Source organism: Thomasclavelia sp. (assembly GCF_017889095.1).
In the GTDB taxonomy this organism is placed as follows: domain Bacteria; phylum Bacillota_I; class Bacilli_A; order Erysipelotrichales; family Coprobacillaceae; genus Thomasclavelia.
On sequence record NZ_JAGHEW010000015.1, the window covers coordinates 17,065 to 35,783 of the forward strand.

Annotated in this window: 20 protein-coding genes; 14 read left to right on the plus strand and 6 right to left on the minus strand. The window is 31.5% G+C overall.

The features are described from left to right. The first annotated feature begins 6 nt into the window (after nucleotides 1–6). The 3 genes from J7M77_RS00595 to J7M77_RS00605 are packed head-to-tail and all read left to right on the plus strand — an operon-like array spanning nucleotide 7 to nucleotide 1,011. The gene (locus J7M77_RS00595) at nucleotides 7–264 is read left to right on the plus strand and encodes a hypothetical protein (RefSeq protein ID WP_296874979.1); all 258 of its coding nucleotides are present in this window, start codon (nucleotides 7–9) and stop codon (nucleotides 262–264) included. A gap of 12 nt (nucleotides 265–276) precedes the next feature. Further along, on the plus strand, nucleotides 277–594 hold the full coding sequence (locus tag J7M77_RS00600) for a thioredoxin family protein (protein ID WP_296874980.1): 318 nt from the start codon (nucleotides 277–279) through the stop codon (nucleotides 592–594). Further along, on the plus strand, nucleotides 595–1,011 hold the full coding sequence (locus J7M77_RS00605) for an arsenate reductase ArsC (RefSeq protein WP_296874982.1): 417 nt from the start codon (nucleotides 595–597) through the stop codon (nucleotides 1,009–1,011). Nucleotides 1,012–1,037: 26 nt separating this feature from the next. On the opposite strand, the gene J7M77_RS00610 is transcribed toward J7M77_RS00605, so the two are convergent. Further along, entirely contained in the window at nucleotides 1,038–2,456 is a 1,419-nt protein-coding gene (locus J7M77_RS00610) for a glycoside hydrolase family 1 protein (RefSeq protein WP_296874983.1), read from the minus strand. A gap of 220 nt (nucleotides 2,457–2,676) precedes the next feature. Between J7M77_RS00610 and J7M77_RS00615 the strand changes: the two genes are divergently transcribed. Next, nucleotides 2,677–2,880 carry a hypothetical protein gene (locus J7M77_RS00615; protein ID WP_296874985.1) on the plus strand — a complete coding sequence of 68 codons (204 nt, stop codon included), beginning with the start codon at nucleotides 2,677–2,679 and terminating at the stop codon, nucleotides 2,878–2,880. A 13-nt stretch (nucleotides 2,881–2,893) separates the two neighbouring features. Next, the gene (locus J7M77_RS00620; RefSeq protein ID WP_296874986.1) at nucleotides 2,894–3,112 is read left to right on the plus strand and encodes a hypothetical protein; all 219 of its coding nucleotides are present in this window, start codon (nucleotides 2,894–2,896) and stop codon (nucleotides 3,110–3,112) included. A gap of 7 nt (nucleotides 3,113–3,119) precedes the next feature. Here J7M77_RS00620 and abc-f read toward each other — a convergent pair whose 3' ends face one another. Together abc-f and J7M77_RS00630 are read right to left on the minus strand one after the other, a co-directional pair. Next, the gene (gene abc-f / locus J7M77_RS00625) at nucleotides 3,120–4,973 is read right to left on the minus strand and encodes a ribosomal protection-like ABC-F family protein (protein WP_296874988.1); all 1,854 of its coding nucleotides are present in this window, start codon (nucleotides 4,971–4,973) and stop codon (nucleotides 3,120–3,122) included. 41 nt (nucleotides 4,974–5,014) lie between these two features. Continuing rightward, complete coding sequence (locus J7M77_RS00630) at nucleotides 5,015–5,422, minus strand: Rrf2 family transcriptional regulator (RefSeq protein ID WP_296874990.1); 408 nt, start codon at nucleotides 5,420–5,422, stop codon at nucleotides 5,015–5,017. A gap of 237 nt (nucleotides 5,423–5,659) precedes the next feature. On the opposite strand from J7M77_RS00630, the gene J7M77_RS00635 reads away from it, so the two are divergent. The 4 genes from J7M77_RS00635 (at nucleotide 5,660) to J7M77_RS00650 (ending at nucleotide 9,961) form a co-directional block, all read left to right on the plus strand. After that, a complete protein-coding gene (locus J7M77_RS00635; RefSeq protein WP_296874991.1) occupies nucleotides 5,660–7,585 on the plus strand; it encodes an aconitate hydratase in 1,926 nt (641 codons plus the stop codon). Then, entirely contained in the window at nucleotides 7,585–8,580 is a 996-nt protein-coding gene (locus J7M77_RS00640) for an isocitrate/isopropylmalate dehydrogenase family protein (RefSeq protein WP_296874993.1), read from the plus strand. The genes J7M77_RS00635 and J7M77_RS00640 overlap by 1 nt, the downstream gene beginning before the upstream one ends. A 3-nt stretch (nucleotides 8,581–8,583) precedes the next feature. After that, a complete protein-coding gene (locus J7M77_RS00645; protein WP_296874995.1) occupies nucleotides 8,584–9,282 on the plus strand; it encodes a GntR family transcriptional regulator in 699 nt (232 codons plus the stop codon). Nucleotides 9,283–9,373: 91 nt separating this feature from the next. Continuing rightward, nucleotides 9,374–9,961, plus strand: coding sequence for a pyridoxamine 5'-phosphate oxidase family protein (locus tag J7M77_RS00650; RefSeq protein ID WP_296874996.1), 588 nt, complete (start codon nucleotides 9,374–9,376; stop codon nucleotides 9,959–9,961). 17 nt (nucleotides 9,962–9,978) lie between these two features. On the opposite strand, the gene J7M77_RS00655 is transcribed toward J7M77_RS00650, so the two are convergent. Next, nucleotides 9,979–10,791 (minus strand): purine-nucleoside phosphorylase, encoded by an 813-nt coding sequence (locus J7M77_RS00655; protein WP_296874998.1) that lies wholly within the window; start codon nucleotides 10,789–10,791, stop codon nucleotides 9,979–9,981. Between the two features lie 144 nt (nucleotides 10,792–10,935). Here J7M77_RS00655 and J7M77_RS00660 point away from each other — a divergent pair, with 144 nt between their 5' ends. Next, nucleotides 10,936–12,162: an HD domain-containing protein gene (locus J7M77_RS00660; protein ID WP_296875000.1), complete on the plus strand. Its 1,227-nt coding sequence runs from the start codon at nucleotides 10,936–10,938 to the stop codon at nucleotides 12,160–12,162. A 9-nt stretch (nucleotides 12,163–12,171) separates the two neighbouring features. Here J7M77_RS00660 and J7M77_RS00665 read toward each other — a convergent pair whose 3' ends face one another. Further along, on the minus strand, nucleotides 12,172–14,049 hold the full coding sequence (locus J7M77_RS00665; RefSeq protein ID WP_296875002.1) for a transglycosylase domain-containing protein: 1,878 nt from the start codon (nucleotides 14,047–14,049) through the stop codon (nucleotides 12,172–12,174). Nucleotides 14,050–14,133: 84 nt separating this feature from the next. Here J7M77_RS00665 and J7M77_RS00670 point away from each other — a divergent pair, with 84 nt between their 5' ends. From J7M77_RS00670 to rpoE, 4 genes are all read left to right on the plus strand, one after another. Beyond that, on the plus strand, nucleotides 14,134–14,505 hold the full coding sequence (locus tag J7M77_RS00670) for a DUF1934 family protein (protein WP_296875004.1): 372 nt from the start codon (nucleotides 14,134–14,136) through the stop codon (nucleotides 14,503–14,505). 2 nt (nucleotides 14,506–14,507) lie between these two features. Further along, nucleotides 14,508–16,028 (plus strand): cardiolipin synthase, encoded by a 1,521-nt coding sequence (gene cls, locus J7M77_RS00675; RefSeq protein ID WP_296875006.1) that lies wholly within the window; start codon nucleotides 14,508–14,510, stop codon nucleotides 16,026–16,028. 99 nt (nucleotides 16,029–16,127) lie between these two features. Then, nucleotides 16,128–17,789 carry an arginine--tRNA ligase gene (gene argS / locus J7M77_RS00680; protein ID WP_296875008.1) on the plus strand — a complete coding sequence of 554 codons (1,662 nt, stop codon included), beginning with the start codon at nucleotides 16,128–16,130 and terminating at the stop codon, nucleotides 17,787–17,789. A 12-nt stretch (nucleotides 17,790–17,801) separates the two neighbouring features. After that, nucleotides 17,802–18,149, plus strand: coding sequence for a DNA-directed RNA polymerase subunit delta (rpoE, locus tag J7M77_RS00685; protein ID WP_296875010.1), 348 nt, complete (start codon nucleotides 17,802–17,804; stop codon nucleotides 18,147–18,149). Between the two features lie 209 nt (nucleotides 18,150–18,358). On the opposite strand, the gene J7M77_RS00690 is transcribed toward rpoE, so the two are convergent. Then, the coding region (locus tag J7M77_RS00690) for a PadR family transcriptional regulator (protein WP_296875011.1) at nucleotides 18,359–18,719 on the minus strand (361 nt) is incomplete at its 5' end.

Below are 18,719 nucleotides of genomic sequence, written 5' to 3' on the forward strand. Positions count from 1 at the left end.
GTAATTATGAGTACAGTTTTTCATTTTAATATGGTTGTTGAAATTAATCAGTTATTAAAAGGTATGGGTATTGAATATTCTATTCATTCTGTAGGTGGTTGTACATGTAGTGGTTTGGAATTAAGGAGAGATGGTCATGAGTATTCGAAAAATGAGATTATAAGGATTATTAATGATTATTTAGATGATAAATGGATGCGGGTCGTACCTGATAAAAATTATGAAATCTTAAATATTGAATCAAAGTTTGATTATGAAAAATAAAAGGAGCGTAAAATGAGATTTTTTAATAAAAAGAATGAATCTTGCTGTGGTAATTTTAATCAAGAAACAATAGTTAAAAATAATGAAAAAGGAATTAAGATATTAGGAACCGGGTGCAAAAAGTGTAATGCTTTACATACTGCAGTAAAAGAAGCAGTTGATGAGTTACAGCTAGATATAAAAATTGAACACATTAATGATTTTTCACAAATTGCAATGTATGGTATTATTAGTACACCAGCATTAGTTATTGATGAACAAGTTGTTTCCTTTGGCAAAGTTCTAAATAAAGATGAGGTTATAAAAATATTACAAACAAGGAGAAAGTAAATGAAAAAAGTGAAAGTTGCATTTATTTGTGTGCATAATTCATGTCGTAGTCAAATCGCAGAAGCTTTGGGAAAACATCTAGCATCAGATGTTTTTGAAAGTTATTCTGCTGGGGTGGAAACAAAGCCTCAAATTAATCAAGATGCTTTGCGTTTGATCAAAGAAATGTATGCTATCGATATGGAAAAAACACAGTATTCTAAATTGCTTAATGATATCCCTGAAGTAGATATTATTATTACAATGGGATGTAATGTAGAATGTCCACATCTTCCTTGTAAGTATCGTGAAGATTGGGGATTAGAAGATCCAACGGGAAAAGATGATGCAGCATTTAAAGAAGTGATTTTAACGATTCATGAAAAAATTGAAAAACTATCAAAGCAAATTAAAAATAATTCTTTAAAGACTAACTAAAAAGATGGCAAAATGCCATCTTTTAATTAATCAGATAAATCCTCTCCGTTAGAAGCGATAACTTTTTTATACCAGTAGAAAGAATCTTTACGATAACGATCTAAAGTTTTAAGATCAAATTCTTCACGATCGACATAGATGAAACCATAGCGTTTAACCATACCTTCATGAGTAGAAATTAAGTCAATTGCAGACCATGGGCAGTATCCCATCATTTCACAACCATCAGTAATTGCAAGTTGAACTTGTTCTAAATGATCTTGATAGTATTTAATACGATATTGGTCATGTACTTTACCATCTTCTGTTAAAGTATCATAAGCACCTAATCCGTTTTCAGTAACGATCATTGGTAAACGGTAGCGTGAATACATTTCACGAATAGTTGCTCTAAATCCCATTGGATCAATTTCCCAACCAAATTCAGTAGTTGGTAAATAAGGATTTTTATATCCACGATAAACTCCAGCTTCCCCGCGAGCAGTTTGTTGGTCAGCACCAGGATCGCTTTTTTCAGTTCCATCACTAGCTTCACAAGTAGCTGTATTATAATAGTTGAAACCGATAAAATCAGGATGACCATTAGCTAAAGCTTCTGCATCACCAGGAGCAAATGTAGGACAAGCATCATGTTCTTCTAAGTATGCCCATACTAAATTATTATATTTTCCAAATACAGCCATGTCTAAATACAACCAGTTTCTAATTGCGTTATAGTTTTGAGCTGCTAAAACATCTTCTGGTTTACAAGATGCTGGATATACTAATGAAATATTTGGAGCAGGTCCGATTTTAGCACCAGGTAACATTTCATGACATAAAGCCATAGCTTTTGCCTGAGCTACTAACATATGATGGTTTTGTTGATATACTTCTTTAGTAACATTTTCGCATCCTTCTGGAATAGTAAGGGTACCAATTACTGGTCCTACTAATGTTAACATATTTTGTTCATTGATAGTTAACCAGTATTTAACACGGTCACCAAAGTTTTCGAACATCACTTTTGCGAAGTTAACGAACCAGTCAACTGAATCAGGATTAGACCAGCTACCTCTTTCGTCTAAAGCAGCAGGCATATCGAAATGGAACATTGTTACTAATGGTTCAATGTTATATTTTAAACATTCATTAATAACATTATTATAGTATTCGATACCTTTAGGATTAACTTCTCCCGTACCTTGAGGCAAGATTCTTGTCCAGGCAATAGAGAAACGGTAAGTTTTAAATCCCATTTCTGCCATTAAAGCAATATCTTCTTTATAACGATGGTAATGATCAGCACAAACAGTTAAATCAGAAGTTCCTTCAGGTACTTTTTTAACATCTTGGCATGATGGTCCTTTACCATCTTCTAAATTTGCTCCTTCTACTTGATAAGCTGAAGTAGAAGCACCCCACAAGAAATCCTTAGGGAAGGGTTTTAATTTTTTGTGTAACATCTATTTCTTTTCCTCCTTCATATATATATCCTTATTATACTATAAATGAAAATTAAAGTGAAACCGTTTTACAAATTTTGAAAATACAAATAAAATCATGTCTTCATTGAATTTAGACAAATTGTTTAATGGAAATTATTTATACTGTTTTAAAGCATAAATCATTTATTGAAGCATATATATAAATGGTTGATGTTTTGGTATAAAGGAGGAAATGGAGATGTATATTAAGCCGTTATTATTATTGTTGTCGATTGATTTAGGTCTTTTAGCTATAGTTTTGACAATTAGATTTTTTCTTTATCCTTTATATAAATTAAACAAAGAAAAGAAGAAACACCAATTAGACATGCAAAAAACAATTGAAATTAAAGTAATTAAACCAAGTGTTTCCAAACATCAAGAAATAATTTTAAAAGAATGAAGGGAGTTTTTTTATGTGTAATTTACAGGTTAAACAGCAATATTTTGATAAAATCTGTAACGGAAAAATAAAACATATCATTGTTTGTAAAGAAGAAGGGATTAAAGTAGGTGACTGTATTAATTTACAAACGAGAAACAATAAACAGTGTTTAGTAAAAGTTGAATATTTAGATTGTGAAGGGTCACAAATGGCTGAGGATTATTGTATTTTAAAAGTAGAACCAATTTAAAAAGCCCTTATTGCAGGGCTTCCCATTGTTCTAACAGTTCATTTAATTCATTTTCAAGATCAGCAATTGTAGCACTTAGTTCGTTATATTTTTGATAATCATTAACGATTTCATCACTATGCAATTGTTTAGTTAGATCATTGATTTGATTTTCTAAAGTAGAAATTTGATTTTCTACTTTTTTTATTTTGTTTTGTTGCTTACGGAAAATGGCATTTTGCTGCTTCATGTTTAGATAATCCGTATTTTGCACTTTAACCGGCTTTTCGTTAAGTTTATGAGTAATATATAAATCATAATTACCATTATAACTAATAGCCTGATTACTAGTTAATTCGATTACGCGTGTAGCTACTTTATTAATAAAATAACGGTCATGGCTAATAAAGAAAATCGTTCCTTCAAATTGATTTAAAGCATCTTCTAAGACTTCTTTAGAAGCAATGTCTAAGTGGTTAGTTGGTTCATCAAGAATCAAGAAATTTGCTTGTTTTAATAAAATCGTAGTTAAAACAACCCGGCTTTTTTCACCGCCTGATAATAAAGAAATTTCTTTAAAAACATCTTCACCTTTAAAATTAAACAAGGCAAGGCTGTTTCTAATTTCAGTGTTCGTTAAATTAGGAAAAGTATCCCCAATTTCATCAAAGATCGTTTTGTTTAATGAAAGAGTGCTATGCTCCTGGTCATAATAAGCAACATCAACTTTGCTGCCAAATTTAACTTTACCAAGATAGGGAACAATTTGATTTAAAACAGTTTTAAATAAAGTAGTTTTCCCAATTCCATTATCACCAACTAGAGCAACTCGTTCTTGTTTTTTGATATCAATATTAATATTTTGAAATAAGATTTGGTCAAATTTGACCGCTAAATTTTCAACTTTTAAAACATCAAAACCAGATTCCCGTTTAGGTTTAAAATTTAAAGTAATGGTATCTGGTAAGTTTTCTGGTTTTTCAATAATTTCCATCTTAGCCAGTTGTTTTTCTTTAGATTCAGCCCGTTTTACTTGTTTTTCACGATTATATGATTTTAAAGTGTCAATACTTTCCTGGATTCGTTTGATTTCTCTTTGTTGATTGATATAGTGTTTAAGATCAATCGCACGCTGTTTCTTTTTTTGCATTGAATATTGTTCATATTTACATTTATAAAGCTTACTTTTACCATTTTCAATTTCAACGATCTTATTAGAAACTTGATCGATTAAATAACGGTCATGGCTGACAACTACGATTGCATTAGGATAATTTTTTAAATAATTTTCTAAAAAGTTGATTGCACTATTATCTAAATGGTTAGTGGGTTCATCTAAAAGCAATAGCTTTGGTTCTTGTAATAATAATTTAGCTAAAGCTAGACGTGTTTTTTGACCACCAGATAAAACATTGACAGGATAATCAAATTCATCTTCACTAAACCCTAGCCCTTTTAAGACCCCAGTAATTTTACTAGGATAGCTATAACCGTTTTGATCATTAAAGGTTTGGGTTAATTGATCATATTCGTTTAAGATTTGACTATTATGGTCATTTGCCATTAATTCTTCTAGTTTGCGTAAGCGCTGTTCAATTAAAATTAACGGTTCAAACACCGATAAAACATTTTGATATACCGTTTTTCTCAAATCCAGATCATGATGTTGTTTTAAATAACCAATCGTTAATTCTTTGTTGCAAAAAAGATTACCACTATCATAATCCTCTTCACCAGTAATGATCTTTAAGATTGTTGTTTTCCCGGCCCCATTAACACCGATAATTGCAATTTTATCATGATTATCAATTTTAAAAGTTATATCCTTTAATAAAGGTATTCCCTGAAAGGATTTTTGAATATTTGAACATTCTAATAACATATCTATCACCGCTAGTTATTCTATCATATTTTAAAGGTTATTTATAGTTTATTAGTTAAATCTGCAAGGGTATAATTATCTAAATAATCATTGATTACTTGATTTAACCCTTCATAGAAACTAATAGTTGGACAGTTTTGAAACCGGGGACATTGATTAGGCTTATTTTCTAAACAGCTGACACAGGCAATGGGTCCTTCAAGTACCGTTAGGATTTCTTTGATCTTATAGTCTTGAAGGCTCCTGGTAAGTTTATAACCGCCATGGCTGCCACGGATGCTTTTAATTAAGTTATTTTTAGTTAAAGGCTTAACGATTTGTTCCAAATATTTAATGGAAATATTTTGTCGTTTAGAAACATCTTTTAAAGAAACATTACCATCACTTTGATGCTTAGCTAAATCAATCATTAAACGCAAAGCGTAACGTCCTCTTGTCGAAATTTTCATGCAATCACCTCGCTATAAATATATCATAATCATTACTTAAATACGATATTTTCAATTAGCTTTTAAAGATAAAAAATAAGGGTTGTGAATAAAAATAGAGTTTGTTATAATCTAAACAATTTTGATAAATTTCATAATAATATTTTCTAGTTTAAAAATTGTTGATAAGGGTTGTAATCAAGATTGTTTTTTTGTATAATTGTATGCAACATTGAATAATTGGAGGGTATAATCGATATGGGTATGAATTTAGCATACAAAATTCTAAGCAGTAAACTCAAAGATGGAAAATTAGTACCAGGTGAACAAATTGGAATTCAAATAGATCAAACTTTGACTCAGGATTCAACTGGGACAATGGCTTATTTGCAATTAGAAGCAATGAATATAAAACACGTTGCCGTAGAAAAAGCGGTTGCTTATATTGATCATAATATGTTACAAACCGGATTTGAAAACATGGATGATCATGAATTTATTCGTAGTGTGGCTAAAAAACATGGAATTGTTTTTTCAAAACCAGGTAATGGAGTGTGCCATCAATTACAATTAGAAAACTTTTCAAAACCAGGTAAAACTTTAGTTGGATCAGATTCACATACACCAACATGTGGTGCCATGGCCATGATTGCAATTGGGGCTGGCGGATTAGATGTGGCCGTAGCGATGGCAACTGGTAAATATTATTTACAATGTCCAAGTGTGGTAAAAGTCAATTTAACAGGAACTAAAGCACCTTGGGTTAGTGCTAAAGATATTATTTTGTATATTTTACAACAATTAACCGTTAAAGGCGGTGTTAATAAAATTATTGAATATACTGGTGATGGAATTGCATCATTATCATTAACAGATCGGGCAACGATTTGTAATATGGGAGCAGAACTGGGAGCAACTACTTCAATTTTCCCAACTGATCAAAGAACTAAAGATTATTTGATTCAACAAGGCCGTGAAGAAGATTATGTTGAAATGAAAGCTGACGATGATGCTACTTATGATCAAGAGTTAACCGTTGATTTAAGTACCTTAGTACCAATGACTGCTAAACCACATAGTCCTGATGCGGTAGTACCAGTTAAAGATTTACAAGGGATGAAAATTAATCAGGTTGTAATTGGTTCATGTACGAATTCATCTTTTGCTGATATGATGAAGGCAGCCAAAATCTTAAAAGGGCGTAAAGTAGCTGATCATGTTTCTTTAGTAATTGCCCCTGGTTCTAGTTCAATTTTAGCGATGCTTTCACAAAATGGAGCTTTAGCGGATATGGTTCATGCTGGAGCTAGAATTTTAGAATGTGGCTGTGGTCCATGTATCGGAATGGGACAGGCACCACTTTCAAAAGGAGTATCTTTAAGAACAATTAATCGTAACTTTAAAGGACGTTCGGGAACTAATGATGCTAGTGTATATTTAGTATCCCCAGAAATTGCCGCATTGAGTGCCATTAAAGGATACTTGTCACAAGAATTTGAAGATGATATGTATTTAGCTGATGTACCAAATACACCTTTTATTAAAAATGCGAATTTCTTTCTTGATGAATATGATGAAAATAATGAAGTGTATATGGGACCAAATATTAAACCAGTACCTCGTGGTGACAAAATTAATGATGAAATTAGCGGTAAGGTAGTATTAAAAGTTGGTGATAATATTTCTACGGATCATATTGTTCCTTCAGATAGTAAATTATTACCATATCGTTCTAATGTACCGCATTTAGCTAAATATTCATTTAGTAAAGTTGATCCGGAATTTTATGATCGGGCAATTGCCAATGGCGGTGGATTTATCGTTGGCGGTGATAATTATGGACAAGGAAGTTCAAGAGAACATGCGGCTTTAGTCCCTAATTATTTAAAGATCAAAGCGATTTTTGCGGTATCTTTTGCGCGAATTCATCGTTCTAATTTAATTAATAATGGAATTTTACCATTAGTAATTGAAGCTAAAGATCAAGAATTCTTCAATGATCAAGATAATTATAAAATTGTTAATATTAAAGAAGTAGTTGAACAAGGTGGCAAAGTAAAAGTTATCAATGAAACAACTAATGATTTTATTGAAGCAACGCTTACTTTATCACCACGGGAAAAAGTAATGATCAACTATGGTGGTTTATTAAATGCAATTAAAGAATTGGGTGGTGATTTTTAATGAAAGCTGTTTTAATTCCTGGAGATGGAATCGGTAAAGAGATTTCTAAAAGTGTTGTTGAGATAACTAAAGCGATGAATTTAGATATTGAATGGTTAGAATACCAGGCTGGAGCTGAATATGCCAGTGTTAGCAAAGAAGTATTTGAACCTGGTTTGGTAGATGCTATCAAAGAATATAAATGGGCTTTAAAAGGACCAACAGCAACGCCAATTGGTACGGGGTTTAGAAGTGTTAATGTGGCTTTAAGACAACAGTTTGCTACTTATGCCAATGTCCGGCCAATTAAATCATTTAAAGGAATCAATTCGCGTTATGATGATATTGATTTAGTAATTATTCGTGAAAATACGGAAGACTTATATAAAGGGATTGAATATATGATTAATCCCGATATGGCTAATGGGGTTAAATTAATTACCCGTCAAGCTAGTGAAAAAATAGCTCGCTATGCCTTTGAATATGCTAGAAATAATGGTCGTAAAAAAGTTACTGCAGTACATAAGGCAAATATCATGAAATATACTGATGGATTATTTTTAGAAGCATTTAGAGATGTTGCTAAAGAATATCCAGAAATTGAAACTCAAGAAGTAATTGTTGATAATATGTGCATGCAATTAGTTATTCGTCCGGAAACTTTTGATGTACTAGTAGCACCAAATCTATATGGTGACATCGTATCTGATTTATGTGCTGGATTAATTGGTGGACTAGGTTTTGCACCAAGCGGTAATATTGGCGATGAATATCGGATTTATGAAGCTGTTCATGGTAGTGCTCCAGATATTGCGGGTAAAGGGATTGCGAATCCAAGTGCCTTATTATTAGCATTTGCTTTAATGTTAGAAGCATTAGGAAAATTAGACGAAGCGAATCAACTACGCGATGCATTAGCTAAAGTAGTAGCTGAAGGTAAGGTAATTACTCCAGATATTGGTGGTCAGGCTACAACTGATGAGTTTACAGCAGCAATAATTGAAAAGTTAGGGTAGGTTATGGCAAAAAATATTTTAGAAAATACAGGACATGGGTCCTTAGGAAATAAGATTTTTACTGTATTACGTGATAAAATTTTAAATGAAGAATATACTAAAGGACAAAAATTAAACGAAGTAGCTTTGGCTAAGCAATTAAATATTTCTCGAACACCAGTTCGTGAAGCTTTAAAACAGCTCGAATTAGAAGGATTAGTTAAAAGTATTCCTAATAAAGGAGTCTATGTTTTAGGCTTTTCCCATCGGGATATTGATGATATGTTAGAAATTCGCTATGCCTTAGAAGGTTTAGCAATCCAGCTGGCAATCGAACGAATCAATGATGAACAGCTTGGAAAAATTAAAGAAGTTTATGATTTAATGGAATTTTATGCTAGTAAAAACGATCAAGAAAAGTTCAATGAATTAAATATTGCTTTCCATGAAGCAATCTATTGTGCAACCCAATCAAAATATTTTGAACAGTTATTATCAGATATTAATTACTATATTCATGTTACATCAAGACATTCAATTAAACAGCCTGATCGTTTGGTTTCTGCAGCCAAAGAACATCAGGAAATTTACGAAGCAATTTTAGCTCGTGATAAAAATCTGGCTAAAGAAAAGATTCAAAAACATATTCGTAAGACTCAGATGTTAGTTCGTAATTATTATGAAAGCAAGGAAAAAGAGGCTGAAAATAATCAAAATGGATAAAACTATCGTGATGATAGTTTTTTCTTTTTATTAAAATAAGTATTTTTTCATTTGCAATAATGTTAAGATATAGATAACTAGGAGGGCTATTATGATTCATTTTGAAAGAGAAGTAGTGGAAGTAGAATTTATTGAAGAAATGTTAAAGATGTTTCATCATGTCAATGTGGGGATCAATGGTGAAGATGGGTATCCTTATGTAGTACCATTAAATTATGGCTTTGAAATTAATGAAGATAAATTAATCGTTTATACTCATTTTATGAAACGGGGATTAAAAGTAGATTTAATCAAAAAAGATCCTCGTGTCTGCTTAGAATTTAGTGCTTTTAATGATTTTCCTGATCGTAAATACAAAGGACATTATCATGATTATCGTAGTGTGATTGCTAAAGGAACAATGAAATTAGTTGATGGAAATCAAGATTATGATACTTTTAAAAAGGGCTATGATTTATTATATGTATGTAATAATCGGGAAATTAAACCGTTAGAAGACCGTCCGGCTATTCCACCCATGTATATTGGTGTAATTGAATGTGATATGGCTAATGTTACGGCCAAATCTGAATTTCCAATTCGTAAAAAAGAAGATGTTCCTTTTGTCGATGTTTATAGTCAAGAAATTGATGAAGAACCGTTTGATATTTCGGATATCATTGCCGCTAGAAAAAAATGATAGTAAAAAGAGTGGACTTACCACTCTTTTATAATGTCTTTAATTAGTATTGTAAAGTTCTTTTCTGCTTTATTTGCAGTTTCGATAACTTCTTCATGATTCAACTTTTGCGTTGATAAACCAGCAGCTTTATTAGTAATTAAAGAAATACCTAATGTTTTCATACCGCAATGGTTGGCAACGACCGCTTCAGGAACGGTTGACATTCCCACCGCATCACCGCCTAAAACTTTAAAAGCCTGGATTTCGGCTGGTGTTTCATACATCGGTCCTTGAGCGTAAGCATAAACACCTTCAGTCAATGAAATATTATTCTTTTTAGCGACTTTTAAAGCTAATTCTCGAAGTTCTTGATTGTAAGTTTCGCTCATATCAGTAAAACGAGGACCAAATTCATCTAAATTAGGACCGCGTAATGGACTTTCCATAAATAAGCTAATATGATCTTTGATTAACATTAATTGACCAGGATTTAAATCATCACGAATCCCGCCACTGGCGTTGGTTAAGATAAGATTTTCAATTCCTAATCGTTTAAAAACACGAATTGGTAATGTTACAATTGACATATCATTACCTTCATAATAATGAAACCGCCCTTTCATGGCAATAACCGTTTTTCCCTCCAATGATCCAATAACCAGTTTACCAGCATGACCAGCTAAATTAGATATTGGAAAATGGGGTATATCACGGTAGTCTAATTCAATTGGGTTTTTGATTGCATCAACTAAATGCCCTAAACCAGAGCCTAAAATAATCGCAAGATCAATTTTCCCATGATATTGCGACTTGATGTAATCAGTTGCTTCATTGATTTTAATATACATACGTTGTACCTCCTGACTTCAATTATAGCATAAACTTTTTAAATGTATTATAATGAAAACATAAAAATTATAAAGAATATTTAAATCGTTTATTATATAATCTAATAAATTATAACATATTTATTAGGGTAGGAGGGAAAAATAATGAATCCATTAAATTATTGTCTAGAACAAACTGAATTAAAGGAAAGTAAAGTTTTTCGTGATGCTATTCATAATTATATTTATGTTGATCAGCCTCTTATCCTTGAATTAATTGATACTCCAGAAATGCAGCGTTTGAAAAGAATTAAGCAGTTAGGTGGGGTTCATCAAGTTTATCAAAGTGCTGAACATTCGCGGTTCACTCATTCTTTAGGAGTTTATCATGTTGTTTTAAAAATGATCAACGATACGATTCTTAAAGATGTTTTAAGTGATTATGATAAGTTAACCGTAATGTGTGCCGCTTTATTACATGATATTGGCCACGGTCCGTTTTCTCATTGTTTTGAAGAAGTATTTAAAAGCAGCCATGAAGAATATACAATTAGAATCATTAATGGTCATAGCCAGGTTCATCAGGTTTTAGAAAGTTTTCATCAAGGTTTTTCAAAACAGGTTAGCAGTATTATTACCAAAGAACATTCTAATAAGATCTTAGTGCAAATGGTATCTAGTCAACTGGATTGTGATCGGATGGATTATTTATTACGGGATTCTCATTTTACGGGAACTATTTATGGTCATTTTGATATGGCACGGATTCTTCGGGTTTTGCGGGTATACGATGGCAAGATCGTTTTTAAAGAATCAGGGGTTCAGGCAATCGAAAACTATATTTTAGCTAGATATCATATGTATTGGCAGGTTTATTATCATCCAATGGGACGCAGTTATGAACAAATTTTAATGAGTATATTTAAACGAATCAAAGATTTATATTTACAAGGATTTGATTTAGGGGATATTCGTTATTTAGTACCGTTTATTAATGGTAATGTTAGTGAAGCGGATTATTTGAAATTAGATGAAAGTATTATTTTATATTATTTTACAGTATTTAAAGAATCTAAAGATCCTATTTTAGCGGATTTATGTGATCGGTTTTTAAATCGGCGGTTATTTAATTATTGCGATTTAGTTGATGCTGATGATATCGAAGTAATCAAAAAACGGTGTATTAAGCTGGGTTATGATCCTAAGTATTATGTTTTATTTGATGATCAAAGTCAAATTCCTTATTTTATTAGTCATGATGAACTTAGTGAGATTGAAATATTAGTCAATGGTAAATTGCGTTTTTTACCGGAAGTTTCCGAAATCGTTGGAGCGATTATTAAAGCAAAGAAAAATAAAGATGATCAAAAGATATTTTATCCCGAAGGATAAACTTCGGGATCATTCTTTTTTAAACCAGTAAACAATACCGTTTTCATCAACATCACCAGTTAAGGGATTGATAGCAATTTGCTGCAACTTTGAAGTTGGCTGATACCATTTAGTTGTTTTAATTTCATTTGTATATTTTAAAATATCAACAACGGTTTTTTTAGCGACGGTTTTATCTTCAGTAGTAGTCATTTTCCGATTATCATCATAACCAACCCAACTGGCAACTAAAATATCGGGATTATAGCCAACGGCAAGATTATCATAATCGGTACTTCCAGTTTTACAGGCATTAACGTTATCAAGTTTATAAGCGGCCATAGTTGCCTGGAGATAGGTACTAAAAGTATCATTAAAACTAGAAGTTAATAATTGTGACAAGACTAAACAGGTATCCTGATTTAACATCTTTGTATCATCACTTTGATGCTGATATAAGATCTTTCCTTCATCATTGGTAATCTTTTCAATCAGATAAAGATGATTATAAACGCCTTCACTGGCAATACAGTTATACATATTCGCTAAATTATAAATATTGGTATTTAAAGTACCTAGAGCTAATGAAGCATTAGCTTTAACATCATCAATGCCAAATTTTTTAATTAAAGCGGCGAGATTTTCTTCGCCTAAAAACAAATGGGTTTTAACGGCATAAATATTATCTGATACCGCAATTGCCTGGGCTAAAGTAATATCCTGATAAGCATATTTATCATTAAAATTACCAGGGCTATAAGTAGTATTATCATCTAATTTAAAAGTCGTCGGTTCGCATAAAAAAGTAGTAGTCGGAGTAAAACCATTTTCAAGCGCTAAATAGTATAATAACGGTTTAACGGTACTGCCAATTTGCCGATTGGCTTTAGTAGCCCGGTTATATTGTGAAATTGCATAATCTTTACCACCGGTTAAAGCTAATACTTTACTAGTATAAGGTTCAACAACGATACTAGCGGTTTCTACTTCACTGTCTTTAGTATATTCACTGGCGCTATTTGCTAAAACATCTTGATAGTCCTGGTTAAAAGTAGTATAAATGTTTAAACCTTGATTTAAATAAGTATTATTATAAAAACCTAATTCCTCTAATTCATCAATAACGGCATCTTTGTAATAATTATTAGCGATATTTTCATCAGTTTGATGAACTTTAGCTAAATTTAGATCACTAGCTAATACTTTTTCTTTTTGACTTTCACTAATTTCATCACAATTGATCAAAGCATCTAAAACTAAACTTTGACGTTTACGCGAAGCTGTTTCATCATTTAATGGCGAATAGTAAGTAGGACCATTAACAACCCCCGCTAGCATGCTGCTTTCGTTTAGATCTAATTCTTTAGCACTTTTACCATAAAAATACTGAGCAGCATTTTCAATCCCATAAATACCATGACCAAAATAAACATTATTAATATAACCCTCAAGAATTTCATCTTTACTTAAATGTGTTTCTAACTGCATCGTTAAAAAAGCTTCTTTGATTTTTCGTGACCATGATTTTTCATTAGTCAAATAAAGCAGCCGGGCATATTGCTGGGTGATGGTACTGGCACCTTGAGCCGTATCTTGAGTAGTTAAATTTACTTTGATGGCACGTACGATTCCAATTGGATCAAAACCACGATGTTGATAAAAGCGCTGATCTTCAATGGCAATGATGCTTTTTAAAAAATAATCGCTAACTTCATCAAGGCTGACATAATGACCGGCATAATCATTGATTGACTGGTAAAAGATACTATCAGTATCATCATATAATTTTAAATAACGATTTTTATTTAAGTCAGGTTCACCCATACAATAGGCAACAACATAAAAAGATAAAGCGAGAGTAAACATTCCCGCTAGCGAAAAGACTAAGATTTTGATTACTTTTTTCATTTATTAACTCACCAAAAGTATTCTTGCCTTATTTGTGTTATAATATGCACTAACATCAAAGGTTTTTATGAAAGGTTGAAGATGATGAAAAGATTAATAAAGTTGAATTATCACAGTGTGTTTAAATATGAACATGACCAGGAGTCATTTAAGTATAATGACGTTGCTTATTTAGAAGAAAAAGATGAGCGAACAGTTATTAGTTTTGATCAAGTTAAAATTGTTTTAAAAGATAATGAAGTTATTTTACATAACGCTAATGGAATCTTACGATTAAAGCAGGGTAGTGAGATTTTAAATCATTATCAGGTTCCTTATGGTACTTTAGAGTTAAAAACGCGTTTAATTAGTTATGAAACTGGTGATAGTATTAAAATAAAATATGAATTATATGATGGTATAAATTTATTAAGCCGGGTTTATATTTTAATTAAATATCAAATTTTGGAGAATTAAAGATGCGAATTTTAAAGATCTTACAAAATCGAATCGTAGTGCTAGTTACTTTAATTGGACTACAGATTATTTTAATTGCTTTAGGAATGCGTTATTTATTTTATGATGCGACGATTTTAAAAGCCATTTCAATTACCATTAGTTTATTAGTTACTTTATATATTATAAATAAAGATGATGACGATTCGGGTTATAAAATTATTTGGCTGATTCCAATTCTAGTGTTTCCGGTTTTTGGGGGTATTTTGTATTTGGTTTTTGGTAATAAAAAACCAGCTAAAAAGTTACAAGATGCTTATTTAAGTCAAGATGAAGCAATGGAATCGTGCTGTTATCCAAATAACATTCAAGAAAATATTGCAGATGAAGGAATTAAAGGACAGGTTAATTATTTAGTCGATCAAGAATTTCCGGTTTATGATAATAGTGAGGTTAAGTATTATCCCTTAGGTGATTGTGCTTTTCCTGATTTATTGGCGGAATTAAAAAAAGCTAAGCATTTTATTTTTATGGAATATTTTATTGTCCAGGAAGGTGAAATGTTTGATCAGGTATTGGAAATATTAAAACAAAAGGTTAAAGAGGGTGTAGAAGTCCGGTTTATGTATGATGATATGGGTTCTTTAACGATGTTACCATTTCGCTATTATCAAGAACTAGAAAGCTATGGAATCAAAAGTATTGCCTTTAACCATATTGTTCCGTTTCTTTCAATTGTCATGAATAATCGTGACCACCGTAAAATTACGGTTATTGATGGCTGGGTTGGATTTAGTGGCGGTTTTAATTTAGCTGATGAATATATTAACGCTAAAGTTAAATATGGCCATTGGAAAGATACTGGGGTGATGATCAAAGGAGAAGCAGTCTGGAATTTAACGAGATTGTTTTTAGCGACCTGGAATGCTTCATTGCATCAGGTAGAAGATTATGATAAATATCATCCCCGTCATTATTTAATGCCTAAAATTAATCCTAGCGGTTATGTTTTGCCTTATGGGGATTCGCCATTAGATGCTAAACCAGTTGGTAAAAATGTTTATTTAAATATTATTAATCAGGCTAAGCGGTATTTATATATTAATACTCCATATTTAATTATCAATGATGAATTAAAAAATGCGTTATGTTTAGCGGTTTTAAGAGGGGTTGATGTAAGAATTGTGACGCCGGGAATTCCTGATAAAAAAACGGTTTTTAAAGTTACTCGTTCATATTATGAATATTTAGTTTTAGGTGGTGTAAAGATTTATGAATATACTCCAGGTTTTATGCACGCTAAAAACTTTGTCTGTGATGATAAAATTGCCACAGTGGGAACGATTAATTTAGATTATCGTAGTTTGTATCTTCATTTTGAATGTGGTGTTTATATGTATGATTGTAAAGCTGTCAAAGATATTAAAGATGATTTTTTAAGCACGATTGCACTAAGCAAAGAGATTAGCTATGATGATGTTATCAAAGGACGTTTTCGGGGCTGGTTAGAAGCAATTCTACGATTATTTGCACCGCTTTTATAAAAGTGCTTTTATCATAAAATTTTTTTAAAAACATTGACTTAATGAGGGTTTAATGGTAATTTAATAAAGATATGTAAGGACGTTAAAAGGAGGACAATAATGGCAGTTAATAAAATCGAAGCGACATTAAAAGAAGCCTTAAAGCAGGCAATTATTAAATGTGGTTTTGTTGATGAATATGATCAAAATAGTATAACAATTGAAATACCAAAAGATAAGGCTCATGGCGATTATTCAACTAACTTAGCAATGCAGTTAACTAAGTTATTAAAACGTAATCCTCGTCAAATTGCTCAGGAAATTGTGGATGCGATTGATCAAAATGCAGCCCAAATTGAAAAGATTGAAATTGCAGGTCCGGGTTTTATTAATTTATTCTTAGCTAAAAATGCAATGACTTCAATCATTAAAGAAGTTTTAGCTGAACAAGAAAACTATGGATGCAGTGATCATGGTCAAAAGATAAAATATAATGTTGAATTTGTTTCCGCTAATCCAACTGGTGATTTGCATTTAGGACACGCTAAAGGAGCGGCTGTTGGTGATAGTATTTGTCGAATCATGACAGCGGCTGGATATGATGTAACTAGAGAGTATTATATTAATGATGCTGGTAACCAGATTTATAATCTAGCTTTATCTTTATATGCACGTTACCAGGAAGCTTTTGGAATTGATGCCAAGATGCCTGAAGATGGTTACTATGGTCAGGATGTTAAAGATATTGCTTTAAAGATCAAAGAAACTGAAGGTGATAAGTATTTAAATATGCCTGAAGATAAAGCAATTGCTTTCTTTAGAAATAAAGGAACTGAATATGAATTACAAAAAATCAAAGATATTTTAAAACAATTTAGAGTTTCTTTTGATGTGTGGTTTTCAGAAACATCTTTATATGAAAATAATTGTGTTGTACCAACGGTAGAAAAATTAAAAGAAGCTGGATATACTTATGAAGCTGATGGAGCTTTATGGTTTAAATCAACGGAATTTAATGATGATAAAGATCGGGTCTTAATAAAAAGTGATGGCAGCTATACTTATTTAACTCCAGATATTGCTTATCATTTAAATAAATTAGATCGTGGTTATGAGTATTTAGTTGATTTATTTGGAGCTGATCATCATGGTTATATTAATCGAATGAAAGCAGCAATCCAGGCTTTAGGATATAACGCTGATCAATTAAATATTGATATTATTCAAATGGTTAGAATGATGAATAATGGCGAACCAGTAAAAATGTCTAAACGAACTGGAAATGCCGTTACAATTCAAGATTTAATTGATGAAATTGGTGTTGATGCAACTCGTTATTTCTTTGTTTCTAAAGCAGCTAATACCCCATTTGATTTTGATATCGGTTTAGCTAAATCTAAATCAAATGAAAACCCAGTTTATTATGCTCAATATGCACATGCTAGAATGTGTTCAATTAAAGCTCAAGCTTCTAAAGCAGGATTAACTGCTAGTGATCACTATGAATTATTAGTAAATCCTAAAGAAATTGAATTAGTTAAACATATTAATGAGTTTAGAAACGTAGTAATAGATAGTGCGGTAAGTCGAATGCCTCATAAAATCGCTAACTATATTCAAAGATTAGCTCAATTATTCCATAGCTTCTATAATGAATGTTATGTAATTGATGAAAATAATTTAGAATTAAGTGCGCAAAGATTAGCATTAGTTGAAGCTAGTCGCATTACGTTAGCTAATGCCTTGAATTTAATCGGTGTTAGTGCCCCAGAAAAAATGTAGGAGGATAAACAAATGGATAGTATGGATAAATATCGTGATATGTCAATGGTTGATGTTGCCTTTGAATTAATGTCAAAGAAAAAAACTGCAGTTAATTTCTTCAAATTATGGGAAGAAGTTTGCCAAATGAAAAAATTTGATGATGAACAAAAAGATGAAAAAGAATCTTTGTTTTATACAAACATTACTTTAGATGGACGTTTTATCACTGTTGGTGAAAATGCTTGGGATCTAAGAAGTCGTCATAAATTTAGTGATGTTCATATTGATATGAATGATATCTACAGTGATGATGAAGAAGATACGCCAGAAGAACCAGAAGAAGACGTTGATTCTACAATCGAAGATGATTACAATTAAAACAAACAAAAATGTCAGAGTTAGCTCTGGCATTTTTTAAGTTAATTAAAATGTAATTGTTTATCTTTATTCTTCTTTAGGAGTTTTTAACTGGCTGCATATTTCATGGTATGTTCCTTCATGCTCGTCTGAGTTTTCTTCTAATCGTTTAAAAAAGCGTTTGCTTTTTTAGTGATAAAATGAAATGTCTATTTACATTCCTTGATAGTTTATTTATCCTTATCTCTTCCCATTATTTCTAAGATTGCATTATTAACAGTTAAATAGTTTGCATATAATTCGTTTAAATATTCTTTTCCTTTAGGTTCTATTTGATAATAAATTCTCGTTTTTCTTTTCCCGACTAGAACTTTTTTGTCGCTGATATATTCTTTATCAAGAAGGCGATAAAGAATAGGATACATCACCCCTTCAGCAATCTTGATTTTGTCATTAGATAATTCAGCCATTTTTTGAGCAATTTGATAGCCGTAATAATTTCCATCACCGATTTCAATTATTTTAAGCAGCAGCATTTCCATCTTAAAAAAACTGTTAACAGATTTTGGCATATAAACATTCCTTTCTAAA

Excerpts from the sequence above, each read along its gene's own strand:
- argS (WP_296875008.1), top strand. The coding sequence starts at position 16,128 with ATGGCAGTTAATAAAATCGAAGCGACATTAAAAGAAGCCTTAAAGCAG.
- J7M77_RS00600 (WP_296874980.1), top strand. The coding sequence starts at position 277 with ATGAGATTTTTTAATAAAAAGAATGAATCTTGCTGTGGTAATTTTAAT.
- J7M77_RS00645 (WP_296874995.1), top strand. The coding sequence starts at position 8,584 with ATGGCAAAAAATATTTTAGAAAATACAGGACATGGGTCCTTAGGAAAT.
- J7M77_RS00605 (WP_296874982.1), top strand. The coding sequence starts at position 595 with ATGAAAAAAGTGAAAGTTGCATTTATTTGTGTGCATAATTCATGTCGT.
- J7M77_RS00650 (WP_296874996.1), top strand. The coding sequence starts at position 9,374 with ATGATTCATTTTGAAAGAGAAGTAGTGGAAGTAGAATTTATTGAAGAA.
- rpoE (WP_296875010.1), top strand. The coding sequence starts at position 17,802 with ATGGATAGTATGGATAAATATCGTGATATGTCAATGGTTGATGTTGCC.
- cls (WP_296875006.1), top strand. The coding sequence starts at position 14,508 with ATGCGAATTTTAAAGATCTTACAAAATCGAATCGTAGTGCTAGTTACT.
- J7M77_RS00615 (WP_296874985.1), top strand. The coding sequence starts at position 2,677 with ATGTATATTAAGCCGTTATTATTATTGTTGTCGATTGATTTAGGTCTT.
- J7M77_RS00595 (WP_296874979.1), top strand. The coding sequence starts at position 7 with ATGAGTACAGTTTTTCATTTTAATATGGTTGTTGAAATTAATCAGTTA.
- J7M77_RS00665 (WP_296875002.1), bottom strand. The coding sequence starts at position 14,049 with ATGAAAAAAGTAATCAAAATCTTAGTCTTTTCGCTAGCGGGAATGTTT.
- J7M77_RS00620 (WP_296874986.1), top strand. The coding sequence starts at position 2,894 with ATGTGTAATTTACAGGTTAAACAGCAATATTTTGATAAAATCTGTAAC.
- J7M77_RS00670 (WP_296875004.1), top strand. The coding sequence starts at position 14,134 with ATGAAAAGATTAATAAAGTTGAATTATCACAGTGTGTTTAAATATGAA.
- J7M77_RS00635 (WP_296874991.1), top strand. The coding sequence starts at position 5,660 with ATGGGTATGAATTTAGCATACAAAATTCTAAGCAGTAAACTCAAAGAT.
- J7M77_RS00610 (WP_296874983.1), bottom strand. The coding sequence starts at position 2,456 with ATGTTACACAAAAAATTAAAACCCTTCCCTAAGGATTTCTTGTGGGGT.
- abc-f (WP_296874988.1), bottom strand. The coding sequence starts at position 4,973 with ATGTTATTAGAATGTTCAAATATTCAAAAATCCTTTCAGGGAATACCT.
- J7M77_RS00630 (WP_296874990.1), bottom strand. The coding sequence starts at position 5,422 with ATGAAAATTTCGACAAGAGGACGTTACGCTTTGCGTTTAATGATTGAT.
- J7M77_RS00640 (WP_296874993.1), top strand. The coding sequence starts at position 7,585 with ATGAAAGCTGTTTTAATTCCTGGAGATGGAATCGGTAAAGAGATTTCT.
- J7M77_RS00655 (WP_296874998.1), bottom strand. The coding sequence starts at position 10,791 with ATGTATATTAAAATCAATGAAGCAACTGATTACATCAAGTCGCAATAT.
- J7M77_RS00660 (WP_296875000.1), top strand. The coding sequence starts at position 10,936 with ATGAATCCATTAAATTATTGTCTAGAACAAACTGAATTAAAGGAAAGT.